The sequence below is a fragment of the Mycobacterium sp. 1245805.9 genome (assembly GCF_001672915.1).
Taxonomy (GTDB): Bacteria; Actinomycetota; Actinomycetes; order Mycobacteriales; family Mycobacteriaceae; genus Mycobacterium.
This window is the reverse complement of record NZ_LZKR01000210.1, coordinates 44,736-64,674: the sequence shown is the minus strand read 5'-3', so window position 1 is coordinate 64,674 and position 19,939 is coordinate 44,736. Positions and strand designations below refer to the sequence as shown.

The 19,939-nt window shown below is 71.8% G+C and carries 8 protein-coding genes; 3 read left to right on the top strand and 5 right to left on the bottom strand.

All coding sequences use genetic code 11. The features are described from left to right. Window positions 1–16: 16 nt before the first annotated feature. A complete protein-coding gene (locus A9X00_RS26810; protein ID WP_067160610.1) occupies window positions 17–1,432 on the top strand; it encodes a hypothetical protein in 1,416 nt (471 codons plus the stop codon). Between the two features lie 104 nt (window positions 1,433–1,536). Here A9X00_RS26810 and A9X00_RS26805 read toward each other — a convergent pair whose 3' ends face one another. The 4 genes from A9X00_RS26805 to A9X00_RS32645 are packed head-to-tail and all read right to left on the bottom strand — an operon-like array spanning window position 1,537 to window position 5,361. Beyond that, a complete protein-coding gene (locus tag A9X00_RS26805; RefSeq protein ID WP_067160607.1) occupies window positions 1,537–2,043 on the bottom strand; it encodes a 2'-5' RNA ligase family protein in 507 nt (168 codons plus the stop codon). Further along, window positions 2,043–2,717 carry a dethiobiotin synthase gene (gene bioD / locus A9X00_RS26800; protein WP_067160604.1) on the bottom strand — a complete coding sequence of 225 codons (675 nt, stop codon included), beginning with the start codon at window positions 2,715–2,717 and terminating at the stop codon, window positions 2,043–2,045. Before bioD ends, A9X00_RS26805 begins: the two co-directional genes overlap by 1 nt. Further along, the gene (locus A9X00_RS26795; protein WP_067160602.1) at window positions 2,714–3,874 is read right to left on the bottom strand and encodes an 8-amino-7-oxononanoate synthase; all 1,161 of its coding nucleotides are present in this window, start codon (window positions 3,872–3,874) and stop codon (window positions 2,714–2,716) included. Before A9X00_RS26795 ends, bioD begins: the two co-directional genes overlap by 4 nt. A gap of 38 nt (window positions 3,875–3,912) precedes the next feature. Beyond that, window positions 3,913–5,361, bottom strand: coding sequence for a PE family protein (locus A9X00_RS32645; RefSeq protein WP_067160599.1), 1,449 nt, complete (start codon window positions 5,359–5,361; stop codon window positions 3,913–3,915). An 869-nt stretch (window positions 5,362–6,230) separates the two neighbouring features. On the opposite strand from A9X00_RS32645, the gene A9X00_RS26785 reads away from it, so the two are divergent. Both A9X00_RS26785 and A9X00_RS26780 read left to right on the top strand, forming a co-directional pair. After that, entirely contained in the window at window positions 6,231–6,542 is a 312-nt protein-coding gene (locus A9X00_RS26785; RefSeq protein WP_067160596.1) for a hypothetical protein, read from the top strand. Window positions 6,543–6,674: 132 nt separating this feature from the next. Then, window positions 6,675–7,331: a methyltransferase gene (locus A9X00_RS26780; protein WP_156772319.1), complete on the top strand. Its 657-nt coding sequence runs from the start codon at window positions 6,675–6,677 to the stop codon at window positions 7,329–7,331. A gap of 13 nt (window positions 7,332–7,344) precedes the next feature. Here the strand turns inward: A9X00_RS26780 and A9X00_RS31035 are convergent, their stop codons facing one another. Continuing rightward, on the bottom strand, window positions 7,345–19,935 hold the full coding sequence (locus A9X00_RS31035) for a non-ribosomal peptide synthetase (protein WP_232006948.1): 12,591 nt from the start codon (window positions 19,933–19,935) through the stop codon (window positions 7,345–7,347). Window positions 19,936–19,939 lie beyond the last annotated feature (4 nt).

Here is a 19,939-nt window from a genome sequence, read left to right as displayed (position 1 = left end):
TCGTGCGGTCCAGGTGATGCAGCTCGACCTCCACGTTCCCAGGGACGTCGACACTGAACTGGAAGGTTTGCCCGGCGCCGGCGCGACGGCGGTGCTCGCGCACGGTCTGGGTGGGTCGGGCGACCTTCCGGTGCCGTACCTGTACGCGACGGTCGGGGCGGCGTGGGCGCTGACGTTCACCTTCGCGCTGGTCGCGTTCGCGTGGCGGCGGCCGCGGTTCGATCCGGACAAGCCCGGCCGGCCGTTGCCGTCGGCGCTGACCTCCTTCGTCGACGCGCGGGCGACGCGCTGGACGGCGGCCGGGCTGGCGTTGGCGTTCGCGGCATGGGTGGTGCTGGCCGGGGCGTTGGGGCCCCGCTCGGAGTCCAACGCCCTGCTCGGCGCGTTCTACGTGCTGCTGTGGGTCGGGTTGGTGGCGCTGTCGTTGCTTTTCGGACCGGTGTGGCGGGTGCTCTCGCCGATGCGCACGGTGTATCAGCTGCTGCGGCGCGTGGCGCCGGCGCGACTCGGCCGGCCGCGGTGGTCCTACCCCGAGGGCTGGGGCTATCGGCCCGCGGCGCTGGGGCTGTTCGCGTTCGTGTGGTTGGAGCTGGCCAGCCCCAACCCGGCGTCGCTGCCGCTGGTCCAGGCGTGGCTGGCGACCTATGCGGCGCTGATGCTGGCCGGAGCGTGGCTGTGCGGGCAACGCTGGCTGGCCCGGGCCGACCCATTCGGCGTGTACAGCATGGCGGTTTCCCGGCTCTGCCCGTTTCGGCGCAACCCGGCCACCGGCAAGATCGTCGTCGGTAACCCGCTCGACCACCTGCCGTCGCTGCCCGTGCGGCCGGGGGTGGTGGTGTTGCTGGCGGTGCTGCTCGGGTCGACGGCGTTCGACAGCTTCTCGTCGTCGCCGACGTGGCGGGGGTTCGCCGACGATGTTTCGCGCGGCTTCGGCCTGGCGCCGACGCTGTCCTCGTCGCTACTGCGGACGGTGGGGCTGATCGTCTTCATTTCCGTTGTGGCGGTGACGTTTTCACTTGCGGCGCGCGCGACCGGGGGCGTCGACCGCGAGGAACGCCGGGCCCTGCCCGGGCGGATGGCGCATTCGCTGATCCCGATCGTGGTGGGCTACATCTTCGCCCACTACCTGTCCTACCTCGTCGAGCGCGGCCAGCAGGCCGTGTTCGCGCTGGCCGATCCGTTCGGCCGCGGCTGGAACCTGTTGGGGCTGGCCCATTTTCACGTCGCCTACGTACTGTCGGCGCATCCCCCGCTGCTCGCCGGCATCAAGGTGGCGTCGGTGGTGACCGGGCACATCGTGGCGGTGGTCGCCGCCCACGACAGGGCCCTGCGGTTGCTGCCGGCCGGCCATCAGCTCACCGGGCAGCTCACCATGATGCTGGTCATGGTCGGCTACACGTTCACCGGCCTGTACCTGCTGTTCGGCGGTTAGCCGTGTGAGCCCACGGCTTTCGGTGTGAGCCCACGGCGGGATCTGGACGATTTTTGCGCCGTGGCGTCACACGCGAAGCCCAGGATGCACACGCAAACACACTCCTACAGCGGGTGCTCGACCTTCGTGCCGCCGTCCCAGCGGCGCAGGCCGGCGAAGCGGCCGTCGAGCTGCGCCGGTCGGCCCGCGACGCGCAGCGCCCGCCCGAGTTGGTGCCCGCCGACGCGGCGGGCCAGCGTCACGTGCGCGGTCCATTGGCCGGGCAGGCTGTTGGACATCGGGGCCGGGTCCAGGTGCGGGCCGCACAGCCGGTGCACCTCGGCGTGCAGGGCAAGCAGTTCGCTTGTCGGCACGATCAGCCGTGCGAACACGACATTCGCCCGCCCGAACAGCACCGGTGCGCCGATCGCGGCGGCCAGCGGAAGTCGTTGGGCGACGGGACCCAGCAGCGCGTCGACGCGCGGGTCGATGCGTTCCGCGACGGCCAGCGTGACGTGCGGCCGGCTGGCCGGCGCCTGGCTGGGGATCCCGGCGGCGGCCAACTCGCGCCAGAGGCCCCGAATGGCTTCCTCGGTGTCGGGGTCGAAGACCAGCTCGATGGAATGGACCATCAGCGCACCAGCGCGCTCACCCATTCGCGGTCGAACGCGTCGGCGCTCATGGCCGCGAAGTCGGGCCTGGACGACGCGTCGGCGGGCAGCGCGGCCCGCACCGGGGCCAGCCTCGCCAGCGCCGACCGGTTCGACGTCTCCACCAGGCCGGGTCGGGCCGGCCAGCTCCCGATCACCAGCCCCGCACACGGAATTCGTTGGGCGGCAAGCCCTTCCAGGGTCAGCGCGGTGTGGTTGAGGGTGCCCAGCTCCGCGCCGACCACGACCAGCGCCGCGGCGCCCATTTCGACGGCGAGGTCGCGCACGGTGACGCCGCCGCCGGCGAGCTCGACCAGCAGGCCGCCCGCGCCTTCGACCAATGTCAACCGGCCGGGGCGGTCCAGGCCCCGGATTACCCGCACGACGTCCTCGCGGGTGGGCAGCGGCCGCCCCGCCTCCTCGGCCGCGGCGGCCGGCGCCAGCGGTTGCGGATACCGCGCCAGCCCGACGAGCTCCGTTACCCCGGACAGCCGGCCCACCTCGGCGAGGTCGTCGTCGCCAATGTCGGTGCCGGTCTGGACCGGCTTGCACACCGCCACGTCGATGCCGGCCTGACGGGCGTGGCAGGCCAGCGCCGCGGTGGCGACCGTCTTGCCGACCCCGGTGCCGGTGCCGGTGACGACCAGAACGGTCAACGGCGCGCCACGGCGAGCACATCCGTCAGCACGCGGCGCGCGATCTCGAGGTCGTCGGCGTCCAGCGACGCGCGCGCGGACAGCCGCAGCCGCGACGTCCCGGCGGGCACGGTCGGGGGCCGGAAGCAGCCCACCTTGACGCCGGCGTCCAGGCACGCGGTCGCGGCGGCCAGCGCCACCTCCGGATCGCCCAGGATCACCGACACCACCGCCGACGCCGGCACGTCGGGCACGCCGCATGTCTCGGCCAGGAAGCGGGCGTGGCGCAGCACCGCGCCCGGGCGCCACGCCTCGGCCTGCAGCACGCGCAGCGCCGCGCGCGCGGCGCCCACCGCCGCCGGCGCCAGGCCGGTGTCGAAGATGAACGGCCGGGCCGCATCGATCAGGTGCGCGCGCACCGGCGCCGGGCCAAGCACCACCCCGCCCTGGCTGCCCAGCGCCTTGGACAGCGTCGTGGTCATCACGATGTCGGGCGCGCCCGCGAGCCCGAGCTCGTGCAGCAGCCCGCGCCCGCCGCCGCGCACCCCGAGGCCGTGCGCCTCGTCGACGATGAGCAGCGCGCGGTGGCGGCGGCACACCTCGTGCAGTTCGCGCACCGGGGCCAGCGACCCGTCGGCGCTGAAGACGGAGTCGGTGATGACGACGGCGCGCTCCTCGTCGCGGGAGGCCAGGGCCGCGTCGACGGCGGTCACGTCGCGGTGCGGCGTCACAAGCACCCGGGCGCGCGAGAGCCGGCACGCGTCCACCAGCGACGCGTGCGAAAGGGCGTCGGACACCAGCAGCGAGCCGGGCCCGGACAGGCCGACGACGGCCCCCAGGTTGGCGGTGTATCCGGAGGAGAACAGCAGTCCCGAGGCGGCGCCGACGAACTCGGCGAGCTCGCATTCGAATTCCTGGTGCAGCTCGGTGTCGCCGGTGACCAGGCGGGAGCCGGTTGCCCCGGCGCCCCACATCCGCAGCGCCGCAACGCCCCCCTCGATCACGTCGGGGTGCTGGGACAGCCCGAGATAGTCGTTGGAAGCCAGGTCCAGCTCGGTCGTGACGGCGGGACGCGGGCGCAGCGAGCGACGCAGCCCGGCCTCGCGGCGCTGCTTCTCCACCGCGTCCAGCCAGGCCAGCGGCGATACCTCGATCGGTGCCCGCGGGAAGGCGTTCATGGGCCCTCAGCCTACGGGGCGGGCGGCATCGGCCGTCGCTACGGTGTGATGACCTGCCCGGGGTCGCCGGGGGTCCCACCGGTCCCGCCGGCCGCCCCGCCGGTGCCGACGGTGGTATTGCCCGCGGTGATCGCGAAGACGTTGCCGCCGTTGCCACCGTTGCCGCCGATGGTGCCGCCGCCGCCGGTCCCGCCGGTGCCGCCGATGGAATGTCCCGTCGCCAGGTAGTTCTGCGCGGTGCCGCCCGTGCCACCGGTGCCCCCGACCGTGACGCCGAAGCCCCCGGCGCCGCCTTGCCCGCCGGTCGCGGTGCCCCACTCGGGCGGGTAGATCGCCAGGCCGTTGAAGGTGTCGACGGTGAAGTTGTAGGGCCCCATGATGGCGCCGCCCCCGTGGCCGCCGTTGCCCCCGGCGCCGACCGTGCCGATGCCGCCCTCCCCGCCGGTTCCGCCGGTGGCGGTTCCCCAGCCCAGGTTGAACGCGACACCACCCGCGCCGCCGGTGCCGCCGGTGGCGCCTTGGCCGCCGGCCCCACCGGTCCCGCCCAACGCAAAGCCGGCCCCGCCGGCCCCGCCGGTGCCGCCCTGGCCGCTGAGGCTCATGCCGCCGGCCCCGCCGGTGCCGCCTTGCGGAACGCCCACGCCCAACTCGGCGCCCCCGAGAAAGCCCGTGTTGCCGCCGGCCCCGCCGGTGCCGCCGGTCGCGTCGGTCGCGCTTCCGCCGGCGCCGCCGACGCCACCGACGCCCGACAGGAATCCGCCGGGCCCGCCGGCCCCGCCGTTGCCACCGTTCACCCCTGAGGTGAGGGAGCCACCGCCGGCACCGCCGGCGCCGCCATTGCCGCCCCAGATGGCGGCCCCGCCGTTTCCGCCGGCCGCCCCGGCGCCGCCCAGGCCGCCGGCGCCGCCGTTGCCGAAGATCCCGGCCTGCCCGCCGCTGCCGCCGGCCACGCCGGCGAGGGTGGAGTCCCAGCCCTTTCCGCCATTGCCGAGCAGCAGCCCGCCGTTCTGACCGTTCGGGCTGGCCTGCGTCCCATCGGCGCCGTCGAAAAACAGCGGTGCCCCGACCAGCTGCTGGCTGGTCTGGTTCAGCTCGTACATCACCGTCGCCAGGACGTCCGTCCGGGGCGGCGGGGTCGCGCCGGAGGCCTCCGCCACCGCGTTCCAAATCGGCGCGAAAACCGAATAGGGCGAAATGCTGGCGGCATTGGTCGCCTCGGCCGCGGCATAGGCCCCGCCCGACCCGGTCAGGGCCTGCACGAACTGGGATTGAAACGTCGCCGCCTGAGCGCTTAGGGCCTGAAACTGCCTTGCGGCGTCGGAGAACACCGACGCGACCGCCGCGGAAACCTCGTCACCGGCGGCGGCAACCACACCGGTCGTGGGGGCCGCCGCCGCCGAATTCGCGGCGCTGACCGATGAGCCGATGCTGGCGACCTTCGCTGCCACGGCCGCAAGCACGTCCGGCGCTGCGATCACATAGGACACCGCTGACCTCCGAAGACCGCCTCCGGCTCGCGGGCCTTGATACGACGATCACCATCCACTGACGAAAGTGAAAACGTATCCCGTTGCACACGTGCCTTACAACGTTTCACGAGATTTCGTTCGTCGTGTTCCGCACCTGCGGAGGGCGGGTCGGGAGCGGCGTTCAGGCGGCGTCCCGGCGTTCGCGCTCGCCACCGCGGCGCGATCACCGTTGCCAACCCCGGTCATGATCGGCACACATAACGTCATTCATCCCATTCCGCCGTAATCGATCCTAAATCACGATTAGGCGCGGCATTCTCGACTTTGCGTATCTTCCGCGGTTTCCGGGCGAAAGTCCGCACAGGCGCGCCGACGTTGCGGCTGCCCGGGCCCGGCGGCCCGGGCGATGGCCCCGACGGGCCGTCCGGCGCGATTGTCCGGCCCGACCCTCGCGACAGAGGTTTCGTCCGCCCGCAATTCCCCTCGCCGATCCGCGCCTGTGTCACCCCGGCCGTTCGGGCTGGTGGAGTCGAATTACTGTCGCCCTCGGCGCCGGGTCGGCAAACTAACTGAAAACCTTAATTTGCGTTACAGGCAATTCGGCGCCTCGCCGAAGGAATTTGCCCTCCCGAGGCCGACGACTCGTACCATCGACCCTTCCGCGCGCCGAGCTTGGTACCGGATGCCATGTTATGCAGGGGGATCGGTTCGTAATGTCCGTGCGAGCGGTCATTTCCGGCCGATAGTTGCCGACGTGAAAATTGTTTACTGGATCCATTCTCACTAGACGGGTGTTTAATAGCGAAATGCCATGACAAAAATTGCTAAAACTCCCTTTCAGGTGGAAAATTGCCGATACTGGATCGGTGGCGCGCGATTGGGGGAGCATGGACGAGGAAGATTTTCTGGTCGCCGTGGGGGAAGCGGCCCAGGACGCGGTTTGGAAGACGCAGCACCCGCTTACCCACCACTTGGCCGAGGATGACCCGCGCCGCGTGCAATACCTGCGGGAGTACCAGATGGCGTTGGGGCGCCAGGTGCTCACGGCGATCGAGAAGCTGCGGCGCGGCGGTTCCTGCCTCGACACACCCAGGGAATGCGCCCCCGCAATGCCGCCGAAAGGTGATTTCGCGTTCCTTCCGGTCGCGCAGGTGCCCGCAGGCGGATCGTCGCTGCCGGGTGAGCGCCTCCTCCCTTAAGCCTTAGGCACCCGCCCGTCGGTGGTGCCGTGCGCCGCAATCACGAATCGCGCACATTCTCCGGGTAGGCAACGGTAGTTTCAGTGCTGCTGGTATGCCGACGAAGGAGGATGGGTGAAAACCATTCCTAAGATGCTCGTCTTCGGTGTCGTTGAGTTCGTCGTGTTCGGCCTCATGCTGTTTTTTCCCGCGGGCACATTCAATTACTGGCAGGCATGGGTTTTTCTCGTGGTGGTCGCCATCGCGGCCTGGATCCCCGCCGTCTACTTGCTGCGCATGAATCCCGCCGCGCTGGAGGCCCGGATGCGTGGGGGCCCGGCGGCCGAGGCCCGGATGGCGCAGCGCGTCATCATCGCCGGCTTGTACGTGTCGCTGGCGGCGATGGTGGTGGTCAGCGCCCTTGACCATCGCTTCGGCTGGTCACCGGTGCCCACGGCGGTCTGCGTGCTCGGAGACGTCCTGGTCGCCGTCGGCCTGGGCGTGGTGGCGCTGGTGATCATCCAGAACAGCTACGCGTCCGCGACGGTCCAGGTGCAGTCGGGCCAACAGGTCGTCTCGAGCGGGCTGTACGGGCTGGTGCGGCATCCGATGTACACCGGCAACGTGATCATGATGGTCGGCATCCCCCTTGCGCTCGGGTCTTACTGGGGGCTGGTCTTCGTGGTTCCCGGCCTGCTCGTGCTGGCTTCGCGCATCAGCGACGAGGAGAAGCTGCTGCAGAAGGAGCTGGACGGATACCGCGAGTACACGCAGAAGGTTCGCTACCGGCTAGTGCCGTCCATGTGGTAGCAGCCGCGCGGTTCTAGAGGTCCGGAATGACCGGAACCTCTTCGACCGAGTGGGCATGTCCGCCCAGCCGCTGGCTCAACCGTCTGACGGTCGGGGCCTCGAACAGGGCGGTCACCTCGAGGTTGGCGTCCAGCGCCGTGTTGATCGTGGCGGTGGCCCGCATCGCGGCGAGGGAGTCCCCGCCGAGGTCGAAGAACGACTCGTCGATGCCGACGTGATTGACCCCGAGCACCTGCGCGTAGATGCCGGTCAAGATCTGTTCGACCAGGCTGGCCGGGGCATGGTGGCCGTTCCCGTTGTGGTGGTTGTGTTCGGGCACTGACACCGCCGGCGCTGCGGAGTAGCTCGACAGGTCCGGGCGCGCGTGCTTCCCCTCGTCGCGCACATCGATCGGCGCCAGCGGTCGCGTCGGGTCGGTGATCATGGCGACCAGCGTTTCCTGGAATCGCTCGATCAGCGCGTCGATGTCGGCCGGAGAGAAAACGTCGGCGCGGAATTGGACTTGCAGCTCCAGCTCTCGGCCCGGCAGCGCCTGGACGGTGAGGGGGTAGTGGTAGTAGTCGCGGTTGGCGATCTCGGTGACGGCCAACCCGTCGGTCCCCGACAACGCGGCGGCGTCGGCGGGGTAGTTCTCGTAGACGAAAACGGTGTCGAAGAGCCGTGCGTGGCCGGTGACGCGGTGGACTTCGCTCAGCGCCAGGTGCTGGTGGTCCAGCGTGCGGTTGTGTTCGCCCTGCAGTTGATCCAGCAGGTCGATGGTGGCGGTCTCCCCCGTGATGGTCGCCCGGACCGGCACGGTGTTGATGAACAGGCCCACCATCGAGTCCGCGCCGGGCACCTCGGCCGGCCGCCCGGAGACCACAGCGCCGAAGGCGACGTCGCGCTGGCCGGTCAGCCACGTCAGCAGCTGCGCCCAGGCGGCCTGCAGCACGGTGCTCACGGTGGTGTGCCGCGTGCGCGCCAACTCGCCGAGCGCCCGGGTGGTCTCTTCGGGCACCCGGAACGACGCGACGCCCCGCCGGCCCAGCCCGAACCAATCCGGCGGCCCGACCAGGGTGGGGGCGGCGAAGCCGGCGAATATCTCCCGCCACACCGCGCGGGCGCCTTCGACGTCACGGCCGGCCAACCAGGACACGAACCGGCGATACGACCCCGCCGCTGGCAGCCGCTGCCCGTAATAGCTGGCGAACAGCTCGCCCAGCAGGATCGGCAGCGACCATCCGTCGAGCACGATGTGGTGGTTGGTCAGCACGAACCGGTGCCGGTCCTGGGCGGTGCGGATGAGCGCGACCCGCAGGGCCGGATGGTCGGCCAGGTCGTAGACCGCGGCGCGTTCGGTGGCGCACACCTGCTGGATCTGCTCGTCGAGGTCCGCATCGCCCCCGCTGAGGTCGAGGTAGCGCCAGGGCACCACGGGGTCGGCCGGGATGATCTGCACCGGCTGGTCGAACCGCGCGCTGAAGCGGGCCGCGAGGTTGGGGTGGCGGGCGACCACGGTGTGCACGGCGTCGCGCAGGCGGTGCTGGTCGAGCCGGCCGCTCAGCGTGACGTCGAGCTGCACCGCGTACACGTCGTCGCCGCCCTGGGCGGTGCTGGCGTGGAACAGCAGGCCCTGCTGCAGCGGGGTCAGCGGCAGCACGTCGGCGATGCGGTATTGCCGCGCCAGCTCGTCGATCTGCAGCTGGCTCAGCCGGGCGGGCGCGATGTCCGACGGCGTCAACCCGCCCCCGCCGCCGCGCACGTGCGCGCAGATGCCGGCCAGCGCGTCGAACCACAACCGGCTCAGCCGGCTGACCCGCGCCTGATCCAGGGCCGAGGGGGCCCACGTCCAGCCCGCGCGCAGGCGCGGACCGGTGTCGGCGTCCAGGGTGCCCGCGTTGAGCTCCACGGTGTGCATGAGCGGCATTGGCGTCGCCGCGGCAACGCCGGTCACCGCCCAGCCGTCCTGGCGGATCTCCCAGATGTCGCCGGACACCTCGGTCGCCGCGGCGCCCAGCCGCCCGAGGTAGTTGAACCCGATGGTCGGGTCGGGCCCCTCCAGGTCGACGTCGCTGTTCAGGTAGCGCAGCATCCCGTAGGTCAGGCCGTCCGGCAGGGCGCGAAGCTGCTCCTTGGCGTCTTTGATCACCGCGCCCAGCCCGGCGTCACCGGCCAGGACCTGCGCCCAGTCCAGCCCGCCCACCGCGAGCGCCACGGGGTACTTGGTGGTGAACCATCCCACCGTGCGGGACAGGTCGACGCGGGGGTCCAGCTCCTCCTGGCGCCCGTGGCCCTCCGCATCGATGACGATCGGCGCGGCGCCGCTGCCCAAGAACTCGGCACACGCCAAGGCGAACGCGATCAACAAGATCTCGTGGATCCCGGCGTGGAACGCCGCCGGCACCTCGCCGAGCAGCATCCGGGTCGTCTCGGCGTCCAGCTCCACCGACAGGTTCCCCGCGGTCGCGTAGGTGTCCACCGCGGGTTGCACCGCCGGCAACTCCGCGGGCAGCGCGGCGATCTGCCGCCACGCGCGCGCCTGTTCCACCACCCCGGGGTGGTGGGCGTGCTCGGCCAGCAGCGCCGCCCACCGGGCGAACGACGTCCGCGGCGCCGGCAACACCACCTGCTGCCCGCCGCGGTGCTGCGCCCAGGCGAGGTTGAGGTCCTCGAGCAGGATCCGCCACGACACGCCGTCGACCGCCAGATGGTGGACGATTAACAGCAGCTGCCCGGTGGGGGCCGCCCACAGCGCGCTCAGCATCACCCCGGCCGACGGGTTCAACCGCGACCGCGCCGCGATGACCGCGTCGTCGGACAGGATGTCCACCGTCTGCAGGCACCCGCGCGCGTCCACCGCACCGGGTTCGGGCACCGTCACCGACCACCCGCCGGCGCCGTCGGTGTTGTCGCTGTCGACGCGCAGCCGCAACGTCGGGTGCCGATCCAGCAGGGCCTGCAACACCGCCACCACGTCGGACGACGTCACCCCCACCGGGGCCTGCACCAGCACCGTCTGGTTGAACTCGTCGACGGGCCCGTCGACACCGTGCAGCCAGCGCATGATCGGCGTGGCCACCACCGTGCCGACGCCCTCGTCGATCACGTCGGCGTCGTCGGCGACCACGCCGGCCGCCCGGGCGAGCTTGGCCACGGTCTGCTCGACGAAGATGTCGCGCGGCCGAACGACCACGCCGGCGGCGCGCGCCCGCGCCACCACCTGCATCGACAGGATGCTGTCGCCCCCGAGTTCGAAGAACGACTCCTCGACCCCGACCCGCTCCAGCCCGAGCACCTGGGCGTAGATGCCGGCCAGGATCTCCTCAACCGCGTCGGCCGGGGCGCGGTAGTGATCGACGTCCTGGTACTCCGGCGCCGGCAGGGCGCGGGTGTCGAGTTTGCCGTTGACGGTCAGCGGCAACGCGTCCAGCGCCACGACCGCGGCCGGCACCATGTAGGCCGGCAGCCGGTCGGCCAGCGCGGCGCGCACCTCGGCGGGATCCGCCGTTCCGGTCACGTAACCCACCAGCCGCTTGTCGCCGGGGCGGTCCTCGCGGGCGATCACCACCGCCTGCTGCACGCCGTCGACGCCGTTCAATGTCGCCTGGACCTCGCCCAGCTCGATGCGGTAGCCGCGGATCTTGACCTGCTCGTCGGCCCGTCCCATGTAACGCAGCTGCCCGTCGGGGCCCCAGCTCATCAGGTCGCCGGTGCGATACATGCGTGTCCCGGGCCCGCCGAACGGGCACGCGACGAACCGCGTCCCGGTCAGGCCCGCGCGGCCGATGTAGCCGTGCGCCAACCCGGCGCCGGCGACGTACAACTCGCCGACCACACCGGGGGGCACGGGCTGCAACGCGGTGTCGAGCACGAAGAAACCCAGGTGGGCCAGCGGCACCCCGATGGGGCTCACCGCGGTGTCGACGTCGTCGGCGACGATCTCCCGGAACGAGGCGTGCACCGTCGTCTCGGTGATGCCGTACATGTTGATCAGCCGGGGCCGGGCCGGGTGGCTGTCCAGCCAGGCGCGCAGCCGCTGCGGTTCGAGCGCTTCGCCGCCGAACACGACGGCCTCCAGCTCCAACTGCGACCCCAGCTCGGGCTGCAACGCGTCGGCGGCCTGCAGGGCGTAGAACGCCGACGGCGTCTGGCTCAGGACGCTGACCCGTTCGGTCACCAGCAGCGCGTGCAGGTCTTCGGGCGAGCGCACCACCGAGTCGGGCGCCACCACCACGCGCCCGCCGTAGAGCAGCGCGCCCCAGATCTCCCACACCGAGAAGTCGAACGCCAGCGAATGGCACTGCGTCCACACCCGACCCTCGAGCTCCATGTCGCCGGCCAGCGTGTCCAGCAGCCGGGTCACGTTGCGATGCGGGACCGCGACCCCCTTGGGGGTTCCGGTCGTGCCCGAGGTGTAGATGATGTAGGCGACGTCGTCCGGGCACGCCACCGGCCGCAAGGTGCCAAGGTCGGGGTCGTCGGTGTCTTGGACGTCGATGATCAGCAGGTCGTGTCCGTCCAGCCGCGGGCGGTACTCGGCGGTGGTGATCGCGGCGACCGGTGCGGCGTCGCCGAGCACGAAACGCATCCGGGCCTCCGGGACCGCCGGATCGATCGGCACGTACGCCGCCCCGGTCTTCACCACGGCCAGGATCGCGACGATCGCTTCGGCCGATCGGGGCAGCAGCAGGGCCACGCGCCGGCCCGGCCCCACGCCCCCGCCGGCCAACCGGCGCGCCAACCGGTTTGCCGCGTCATCGAGCTCGCGGTAGGTCATCGAGCGGCCCTCGAAGGTCACCGCCGCCGCGTCGGGCACCCGCGCCACCTGCGCGGCGAACAGCTCCGGAATCGACGCCGGCGGGCGCGCGGGCTGGGTCAGCGCGGCCCGGTTGCCCCAGTCCTCCAACCGGATTCGCTCGGCGTCGTCGAGCACGCCGATCGACGACAGCCGCCGGGTCGGGTCGCTGGTCATCTCGATCAACACGCGCTGCAAACGCTCGATCAGCGTTTCAATGGTGGCCGCGTCGAACACGTCGGTGCGGAATTCCACCACCCCGCCGATGCCGGCCGGCTCACCGTCCGCGTCCAGGTGCTCTTCCAGGGACAGCGCCAGGTCCATGCGGGCGGTGCCGGTGTCCACCGGCATCTGGGTGAGCTCCAGCTCCCCCGCCGCGAACCGTGCGGTCGGGTCGCCGGCGGTGTCGTGCAGGGTCCGCCAGGCCAGCATCACCTGGACGAGCGGGTGGTGGGTCAGCGATCGGGTGGGGTTCAGCCGCTCGACGACCACCTCGAAGGGCACGTCCTGGTGCTCGTAGGCGGCCAGGCTGCGCGCCCGCACCTGGGCCAGCAGCTCGGCGACGCTCGGGTCACCCGCCACGTCCACGCGCAGCACCAACGTGTTGACGAAGAAACCGACCAACTCGTCGAGCGCGGGGTCGCGGCGTCCCCCGATCGGGAAGCCCACCGCCACATCGGAACTCGCGCTGAGCTTGGCCAGCAGCACGGCCAGCGCGGCCTGCATAACCATGAAGTTGGTCGCGTTGTGTTCGCGGGCCACCCGCACGACCTGCCGCTGCAACTCGACGGGCCAGTGCAGCACCACGCTGGCGCCCCGCTGGTCGGCCACCGGCGGGTAGGGCCGGTCGGTGGGCAGCCCGAGCCGCTCGGGCATCCCCGCCAGGGCCTCCTGCCAGTACGCCAGCTGCGCGGCGATGGGACTGTCCTCGTCGCTCAGATCGCCGAACTGCGCGCGCTGCCACAGCGTGTAGTCGACGTACTGCACCGGCAACGGCGTCCAGCCGGGCGCCTGCCCGACGCAGCGGCTGGCGTAGGCGACGGATATGTCGCGCACCAGCGGGGCGATCGACAGGCCGTCGGCGGCGATGTGATGCACCACGGCGACTAGCACGTGTTCGTCGTCGTCGACGCGGAAAAGCCTTGCCCGCAAAGGGATCTCGGCCGCCAGATCGAAGCTGTGCCGCGCCGTCTCCTCGATGCCGCCCTGCAGCCGGCCCGGCGACCACGCGGTCGCGTCGACCACGTCCCAGCCGAAGTCGGCCCGCTCGGCGGGCAGCACCAACTGTTGCGGTATTCCGTCGGGCGCGGCGAACAGCGTGCGCAGGCTTTCGTGGCGGGCCACCACGTCGGCCAGCGCCGCGCAGAACGCGTCGGCATCCAGCCGCCCGCGCAGCCGCAGCGCCACCGCCAGGTTGTAGACCGGTGACGGGCCCTGCAACTGGTCGATGAACCACAACCGGTGCTGGGCGAACGACAACGGAACCACCGCGGGCCGCTCGACGGCCACCAACGGGTCCAGGCCGCCCTCGCCACCGTGCAGGCGCGTCGCCAATTGGGCCACCGTGGGCGCCTCGAACACGGCGCGCACCGCGACGCCGGTGCCCAGGCCGGTGTTGATCGCGGCGACCAGGCGCATCGCCGACAGCGAATCCCCACCCAGGTCGAAGAACGAGTCGTCCACCCCGACCCGTTCCACACCCAACACCTGGGCATAGATGCCGGCCAGGATCTCCTCGGCCGGGTTGCTCGGCGCGCGGTAACGATCGGTGGCCTCGTACTCCGGGGCCGGCAGGGCCCTGGCGTCGAGCTTGCCATTGACCGTCAGCGGCAACGCGTCCAGCGCCACCACCGCGGCCGGCACCATGTAGGCCGGCAACCGCTCGGCCAACGCGGATCGCAGCGCGGCCGGATCCGCGGTGCCGGTGACGTATCCGACCAGGCGCTTGTCGCCGGGGCGGTCCTCGCGGGCGACCACCACCGCCTGCTCCACGCCGTCCAGCGCGGCCAGCGCGGCCCGGACCTCGCCCGGTTCGATGCGGTAGCCGCGGATCTTGACCTGCTCGTCGGCGCGGCCCAAATATTGCAGCTGCCCGTCGGCGCGCCACCGCACCAGGTCGCCGGTGCGATACATGCGGGTCCCGGGCGCTTCCGCGCCGGCGAACGGGCAGGCCACGAAGCGCGAGGCGGTCAGCCCGGTGCGGCCGACGTATCCGACGCCCACGCCCCGGCCGGCCACGTACAGTTCCCCGACCACACCGGCCGGCACCCGCCGCAGCGACTCGTCCAGCACGAACAGCGCCGCCGTCGACACGGGCGCACCGATCGGGGCCGCCCCGGACCCCGCCCGCAGCGGCGCGCTCATCGAGGCGTACACCGTGGCCTCGGTCGGCCCGTAGGCGTTGACCACCACCCGCCCGGGCGCCCACTGGTCCACCACCTCGGCCGAGCACGCCTCGCCGCCGAGCAGCACCGCCTCGGACTCCAACCGGTGCGGCGACAGCGCGGCCACCGCCGACGGGGTTTGGGTGAGCACGCTGACCCGTTCGGCGGCCAGCAGGTCGTGGAAGTCGTCGGGCGAGGCGACGACGGACGGGGGCACCACCACCAGCCGCCCGCCGCCGAGCAGCGCGGCCCAGATCTCCCAGACCGAGAAGTCGAACGCGTAGGAGTGGCATTGCGTCCACACCTGCGTCGCCGGCAGCGCCGGGTGCGCCGACTGCGCCAGGTGGACCAGGTTACGGTGGGCGATCGCCACGCCCTTGGGCGTCCCGGTGGTCCCCGAGGTGTAGATCAGGTACGCGATGTCGTCGGCCGACGGCGCCGGCAGCGCGGTGGCCGGCTGGTCCGCGGCGGCGGGGGCCTCTATATCGCTGATTTCGATGACGGTTAGGTCCCGCCCGTCGAGTCGGTCGGCCAGCCCGGCGGTGGTGACCGCGGCGACGGGCGCGGCGTCGTCCAGCATGAAGCCGATCCGGGTCGCGGGCAGCGCCGGGTCGATGGCCAGGTAGGCCGCCCCGGCCTTCAGCGCCGCCAGCATGGCCACGACGGCCTGGGCCGAGCGCTCCAGCAGCAACGCCACACACGCGCCGGGGCCGACGCCGTGGCCGGACAGCAAGTGCGCGAAGCGATTAGCGGCCTCGTCGAGTTCGCGGTAGGTCATCGACCGGCCCGCGAAGGTCACCGCCGGCGCCTCCGGGGCGTGGGCCACCTGCGCGGCGAACAGCTCCGGCACCGACACCGCGGCCGGCGCGGGACGGGTCAGGACCGCGCGGTTGCCGACCTCGTCGAGGCGGGCGTGCTCGGCCTCGTCGAGCAGGTCCACCGACGACAGCCGCCGCCCCGGATCCGCCGTCATCGCGGCCAGCACCCGCTGGAGTCGCTCGGTCAGCGTTTCGATGCTGGCGGCGTCGAACACGTCGGTCCGGAATTCCACCGACCCGGCGATGCCGGCGGGCTCACCGGCGTCGGTCCACGTCTCCCCCAGCGAGAACGCCAGGTCGGTGCGCGCGGTCCGGGTGTCCAGCGGCAGCGGCGTGGCCTGCAGGCCACCCAGGGCCAGCCCGGCGGCGGGGCCGCTCGTGCCCTGCCCCTGCCCGCTCTGCCAGGCCAGCATCACCTGGACCAGCGGGTGGTGGGTCAGGCTGCGGGTCGGGTTGAGCCTTTCCACCAGGACCTCGAAGGGCACGTCTTGGTGCTCGTACGCGGCGAGGCTGCGCGCGCGCACCTGGGCGAGTAGGTCGGCGACGCTGGGATCGCCGGCCAGGTCGACCCGCAACACCAAGGTGTTGACGAAGAAGCCCACCAGGTCGTCGAGCGCGGGGTCGCCGCGCCCGGCGATCGGAAACCCAACGGACACATCGGAACTCGCGCTGAGCTTAGCCAGCAGCACGGCCATGGCGGCCTGCATCACCATGAAGGTGGTGGCGTTGTGTTCCCGGGCCACCCGGGCGACCTGCTGCTGCAGCTCGGCGGGCCAGTTGACCGACACGCTCGCGCCGCGGTAGTCCGCGACCGGCGGGTACGGCCGATCGGTGGGCAGCTGCAGGTGCTCCGGCATCCCGGCCAGGGCCTCCTGCCAGTAGGCCAACTGCGCGGCGATGCGGCTGTCGCCGTCGCTGAGGTCGCCGAGCTGCGCGCGCTGCCACAGCGTGTAGTCGGCGTACTGCACCGCCAGATCGGCCCAGTCGGGGGCCTGGCCCACCCGGCGGCTGGCGTAGGCCACCCCGAGATCCCGTACCAGCGGGGTGATCGACGCGCCGTCGGCGGCGATGTGGTGCACCACGGCCACCAGCACGTGTTCGTCGTCGGAAATCCGGAAAAGCCTTGCCCGGATGGGGATCTCGGCCGCCAGGTCGAAGTGATGGTGGGCCACGGCGTCGAAGGCCTCGGCCAGCCGGCTTTCCGACCAGCCGGCGGCGTCGACGACGGCCCAACCGAAGTCGGCCCGCTCGGGGGGCACGACCAGCTGACGCGGTATGCCGTCGTGCGCGGCGAACAGCGTGCGCAGGCTCTCCTGGCGGACCACCACGTCGGTGAGCGCCGCGCCCAGCGCCTCTTCGTCGAGGGCATCCATCCGCCCTCGCAGCCGCAGGGCGACCGCCATGTTGTAGATCGTCGACGGGCCCTGGAACTGGTCGATGAACCACAACCGGCTCTGGGCGAACGACAGCGGGATCACGTCGGGCCGCTCGACGGCCGCGAACGGCAGCAGCGGCTCCAGCCGGGCCTCGTCGCCGCCGATGCGGGTCGCCAACTGGGCGACCGTGGGCGCCTCGAACAAGGTGCGCACCGAAAGACCGGCATCCAGGCCGCTGTTGACCGCGGCCACCAGGCGCACGGCCGACAGCGAATCCCCGCCGAGGTCGAAGAACGACTCATCCACCCCGACCAGCCGCGGCGGCTCCACACCCAGCACCTGCGCGTAGATCCCGGCCAGCAGCTCCTCGACGGCGGTGGTCGGGGCGCGGTAGTGGTCGCCGTCCTGGTATTCGGGCGCCGGCAGGGCCCGGGTGTCGAGTTTGCCGTTGACCGTCAACGGCAGCTCGTCGATGACCATCACCGCGGCCGGCACCATGTAGGCCGGGAGCCGCTCGGCCAGCGCCGCGCGCGCCGACGCCCCGAACGACACCGGATCCACGCTGCCGGTGACGTAGCCGACCAGGCGCTTGTCCCCGGGCCGGTCCTCGCGGGCGATGACCGCCGCGTGTTTGACGCCGTCCAGCGCGCTCAGCGCCGCCTGGATTTCGCCGAGTTCGATGCGATAGCCGCGGATCTTGACCTGCTTGTCGGCGCGTCCGACGTACCGCAGCTGGCCGTCGGCGCCCCACCAGACCAGGTCGCCGGTGCGGTACATCCGTTGTCCCGGCTCCCCGAACGGACAGGCCACGAACCGTGTCGAGCTCAGCGCCGGCCGCCCGACGTAGCCGTCCGCCACCCCGGCGCCGGCCACGTACAGCTCCCCGACCACGCCGGCCGGGACCGGCCGCAACCACCCGTCGAGCACGAAGAATCCGAGGTGGGCCAGCGGCACCCCGATGGGGCTGGCGAGGCTGTCGACGTCGCCGGCGACGATCTCGCGGAACGACGCGTGCACGGTCGTCTCGGTGATGCCGTACATGTTGATCAGCCGCGGCAGGCCGGGATGGTTGTCCAGCCAGCCCCGCAGCCGCTGCGGTTCCAGCGCCTCGCCGCCGAACACCACGGCCTCGAGCTTCAGGCGGGGTTCCGGCTCGGGCTGCGCGGCGTCGGCGGTCTGCAGCGCGTAAAACGCCGATGGGGTCTGGCTCAGCACGGTGACCTGTTCGGCCACCAGCAGGGCGTGCAGATCTTGCGGCGAGCGCACCACCGAGTCGGGCACGATCACCAGCCGGCCGCCGTAGAGCAGCGCCCCCCAGATCTCCCAGACCGAGAAATCGAAGGCCAGCGAGTGGCACTGCGACCACACCTGGCCCGCCAGCTCCAGGTCGACGTCCAGCGTCTCGAGCAGCCGGGTCACGTTGCGGTGCGGGATCGCCACGCCCTTGGGGGTGCCGGTGGTGCCCGACGTGTAGATGAGGTAGGCGACGTCGTCGGGCGCCGGCGCCGGCAGCGGGGTGCTGGGTTCGCGATCGACGGCGGGGTCGTGGACGTCGATGACCGCGATGTCGCGCCCGTCCAGCCGGTCCGCCAGGCCGGCGGTCGTGATCACGGCGATCGGCGCGGCGTCGTCGAGCACGAACCCCATCCGGGCCACCGGGACGGTCGGATCGATCGGGACGTAGGCCGCCCCGGTCTTGAGCACGGCCAACATCGCGACGACCGCGTCGGCCGAGCGGGGCAACAACAGCGCCACCCGCTGCCCCGGGCCCACCCCCCGGCCGGCCAGCAGGTGCGCCAACCGATTTGCCGCCTGCTTGACCTCGCGGTAGGTCCACGAACGACCGCCCTCGCTGATCGCCACCGCCTCGGGGGTGCGGGCCACCTGGGCGCCGAACAGCACGGGAATCGACACCGGCACGCCCATCGGCTGGGTCAGCCCGGCGCGATTGCCCCACCTCTGAAGCTGGGCGTGCTCGGCGGGGTCCAGCACGTCCATCGACGACAACCGCCGACCGGGATCGGCGGTCATCGCCGCCAGCACCCGCTTGAACCGCTCGATCAGCGTTTCGATGTCGGCCGCGTCGTACACGTCGGTGTCGAATTCGACGCGCAGCCCCATCTCCGTGCCGGGCATGGCCTGGACGGCGAGCGGGTAGTGGTTGGACTCGTGGTGGGTGAAATCGGTGATGGCCAAGCCTTGGTCACCGTGGCCGCCCGACAGCGCGGCCGCGTCGAGCGGGTAGTTCTCGTAGACGAACATGGTGTCGAACAGCTGGTCCTGACCGGTGATCCGGTGCAGCTCGCTGAGCGCCAGGTGCTGGTGGTCGAGCGTCCCGTTGTAGGCGTCTTGCAGTTGATCGAGCAGGTCGGTGGTGGTGGTGTCCGCGGTGATGCTCGCCCGCACCGGCACCGTGTTGATGAACAGGCCCACCATCGTGTCCGCACCGGGCACCTCGGGCGGCCTCCCCGAGACCGTCGTGCCGAAGGCGACGTCGTGCCGGCCGGTCAGCCACATCAGCAGCTGGGCCCAGGCGGCCTGCACCACGGTGCTGACGGTGGTGTGGCTCGCGCGCGCCAGCTCGCCCAGCGCCCGCGTGGTCGGCTCGGGCACCTGGAACGACGCGACGCCGCGCGGCCCCAGCCCCAACCGGCCCGGCGGGGCTATCAGCGTGGGGGTGTCGAACCCGGCCAGCACCTCACCCCAGGCGTCGCGGGCGGCGTCGAGGTCACGACCCGTCAGCCAGGTGACGAAGCTGCGGTATTTCGCCGCCGCGGGCAGCCACTGCCCGTGGTAGCTGGCGAATATCTCGCCCAGCAGGATCGGCAGCGACCAGCCGTCCATCACGATGTGGTGGTTGGTCAGCACCAGCCGGTGCGCATCGTCGCCGATGCCGATCAGCGCGGCGCGGAAGGCGGGCTGGTTGGTGAGATTGCAGACCGCGGCGCGCTCGGCGGCGCACACCTGCCGGATCTGATCGTCGAGGTCCGGGCCGCCGCCGCGCAGGTCGACGTAGCGCCAGGGCACCACCGGATCGGCCGGGATGATCTGCACCGGCTGGTCGAACTTGTCGGAGAAGCGGGCCGCCAGGTTGGGGTGGCGGGTGACCACCGCGAGCACGGCGTCGCGCAGGCGGTCCTGATCGAGCGGACCGCTGAGCGCGATCTCCAGCTGCACCGAATAGATGTCGTCGCCGCCCTGGGCGGTGATGGCATGGAACCACAGCCCCTGCTGCAAGGGGGTCAGTGGCAATACG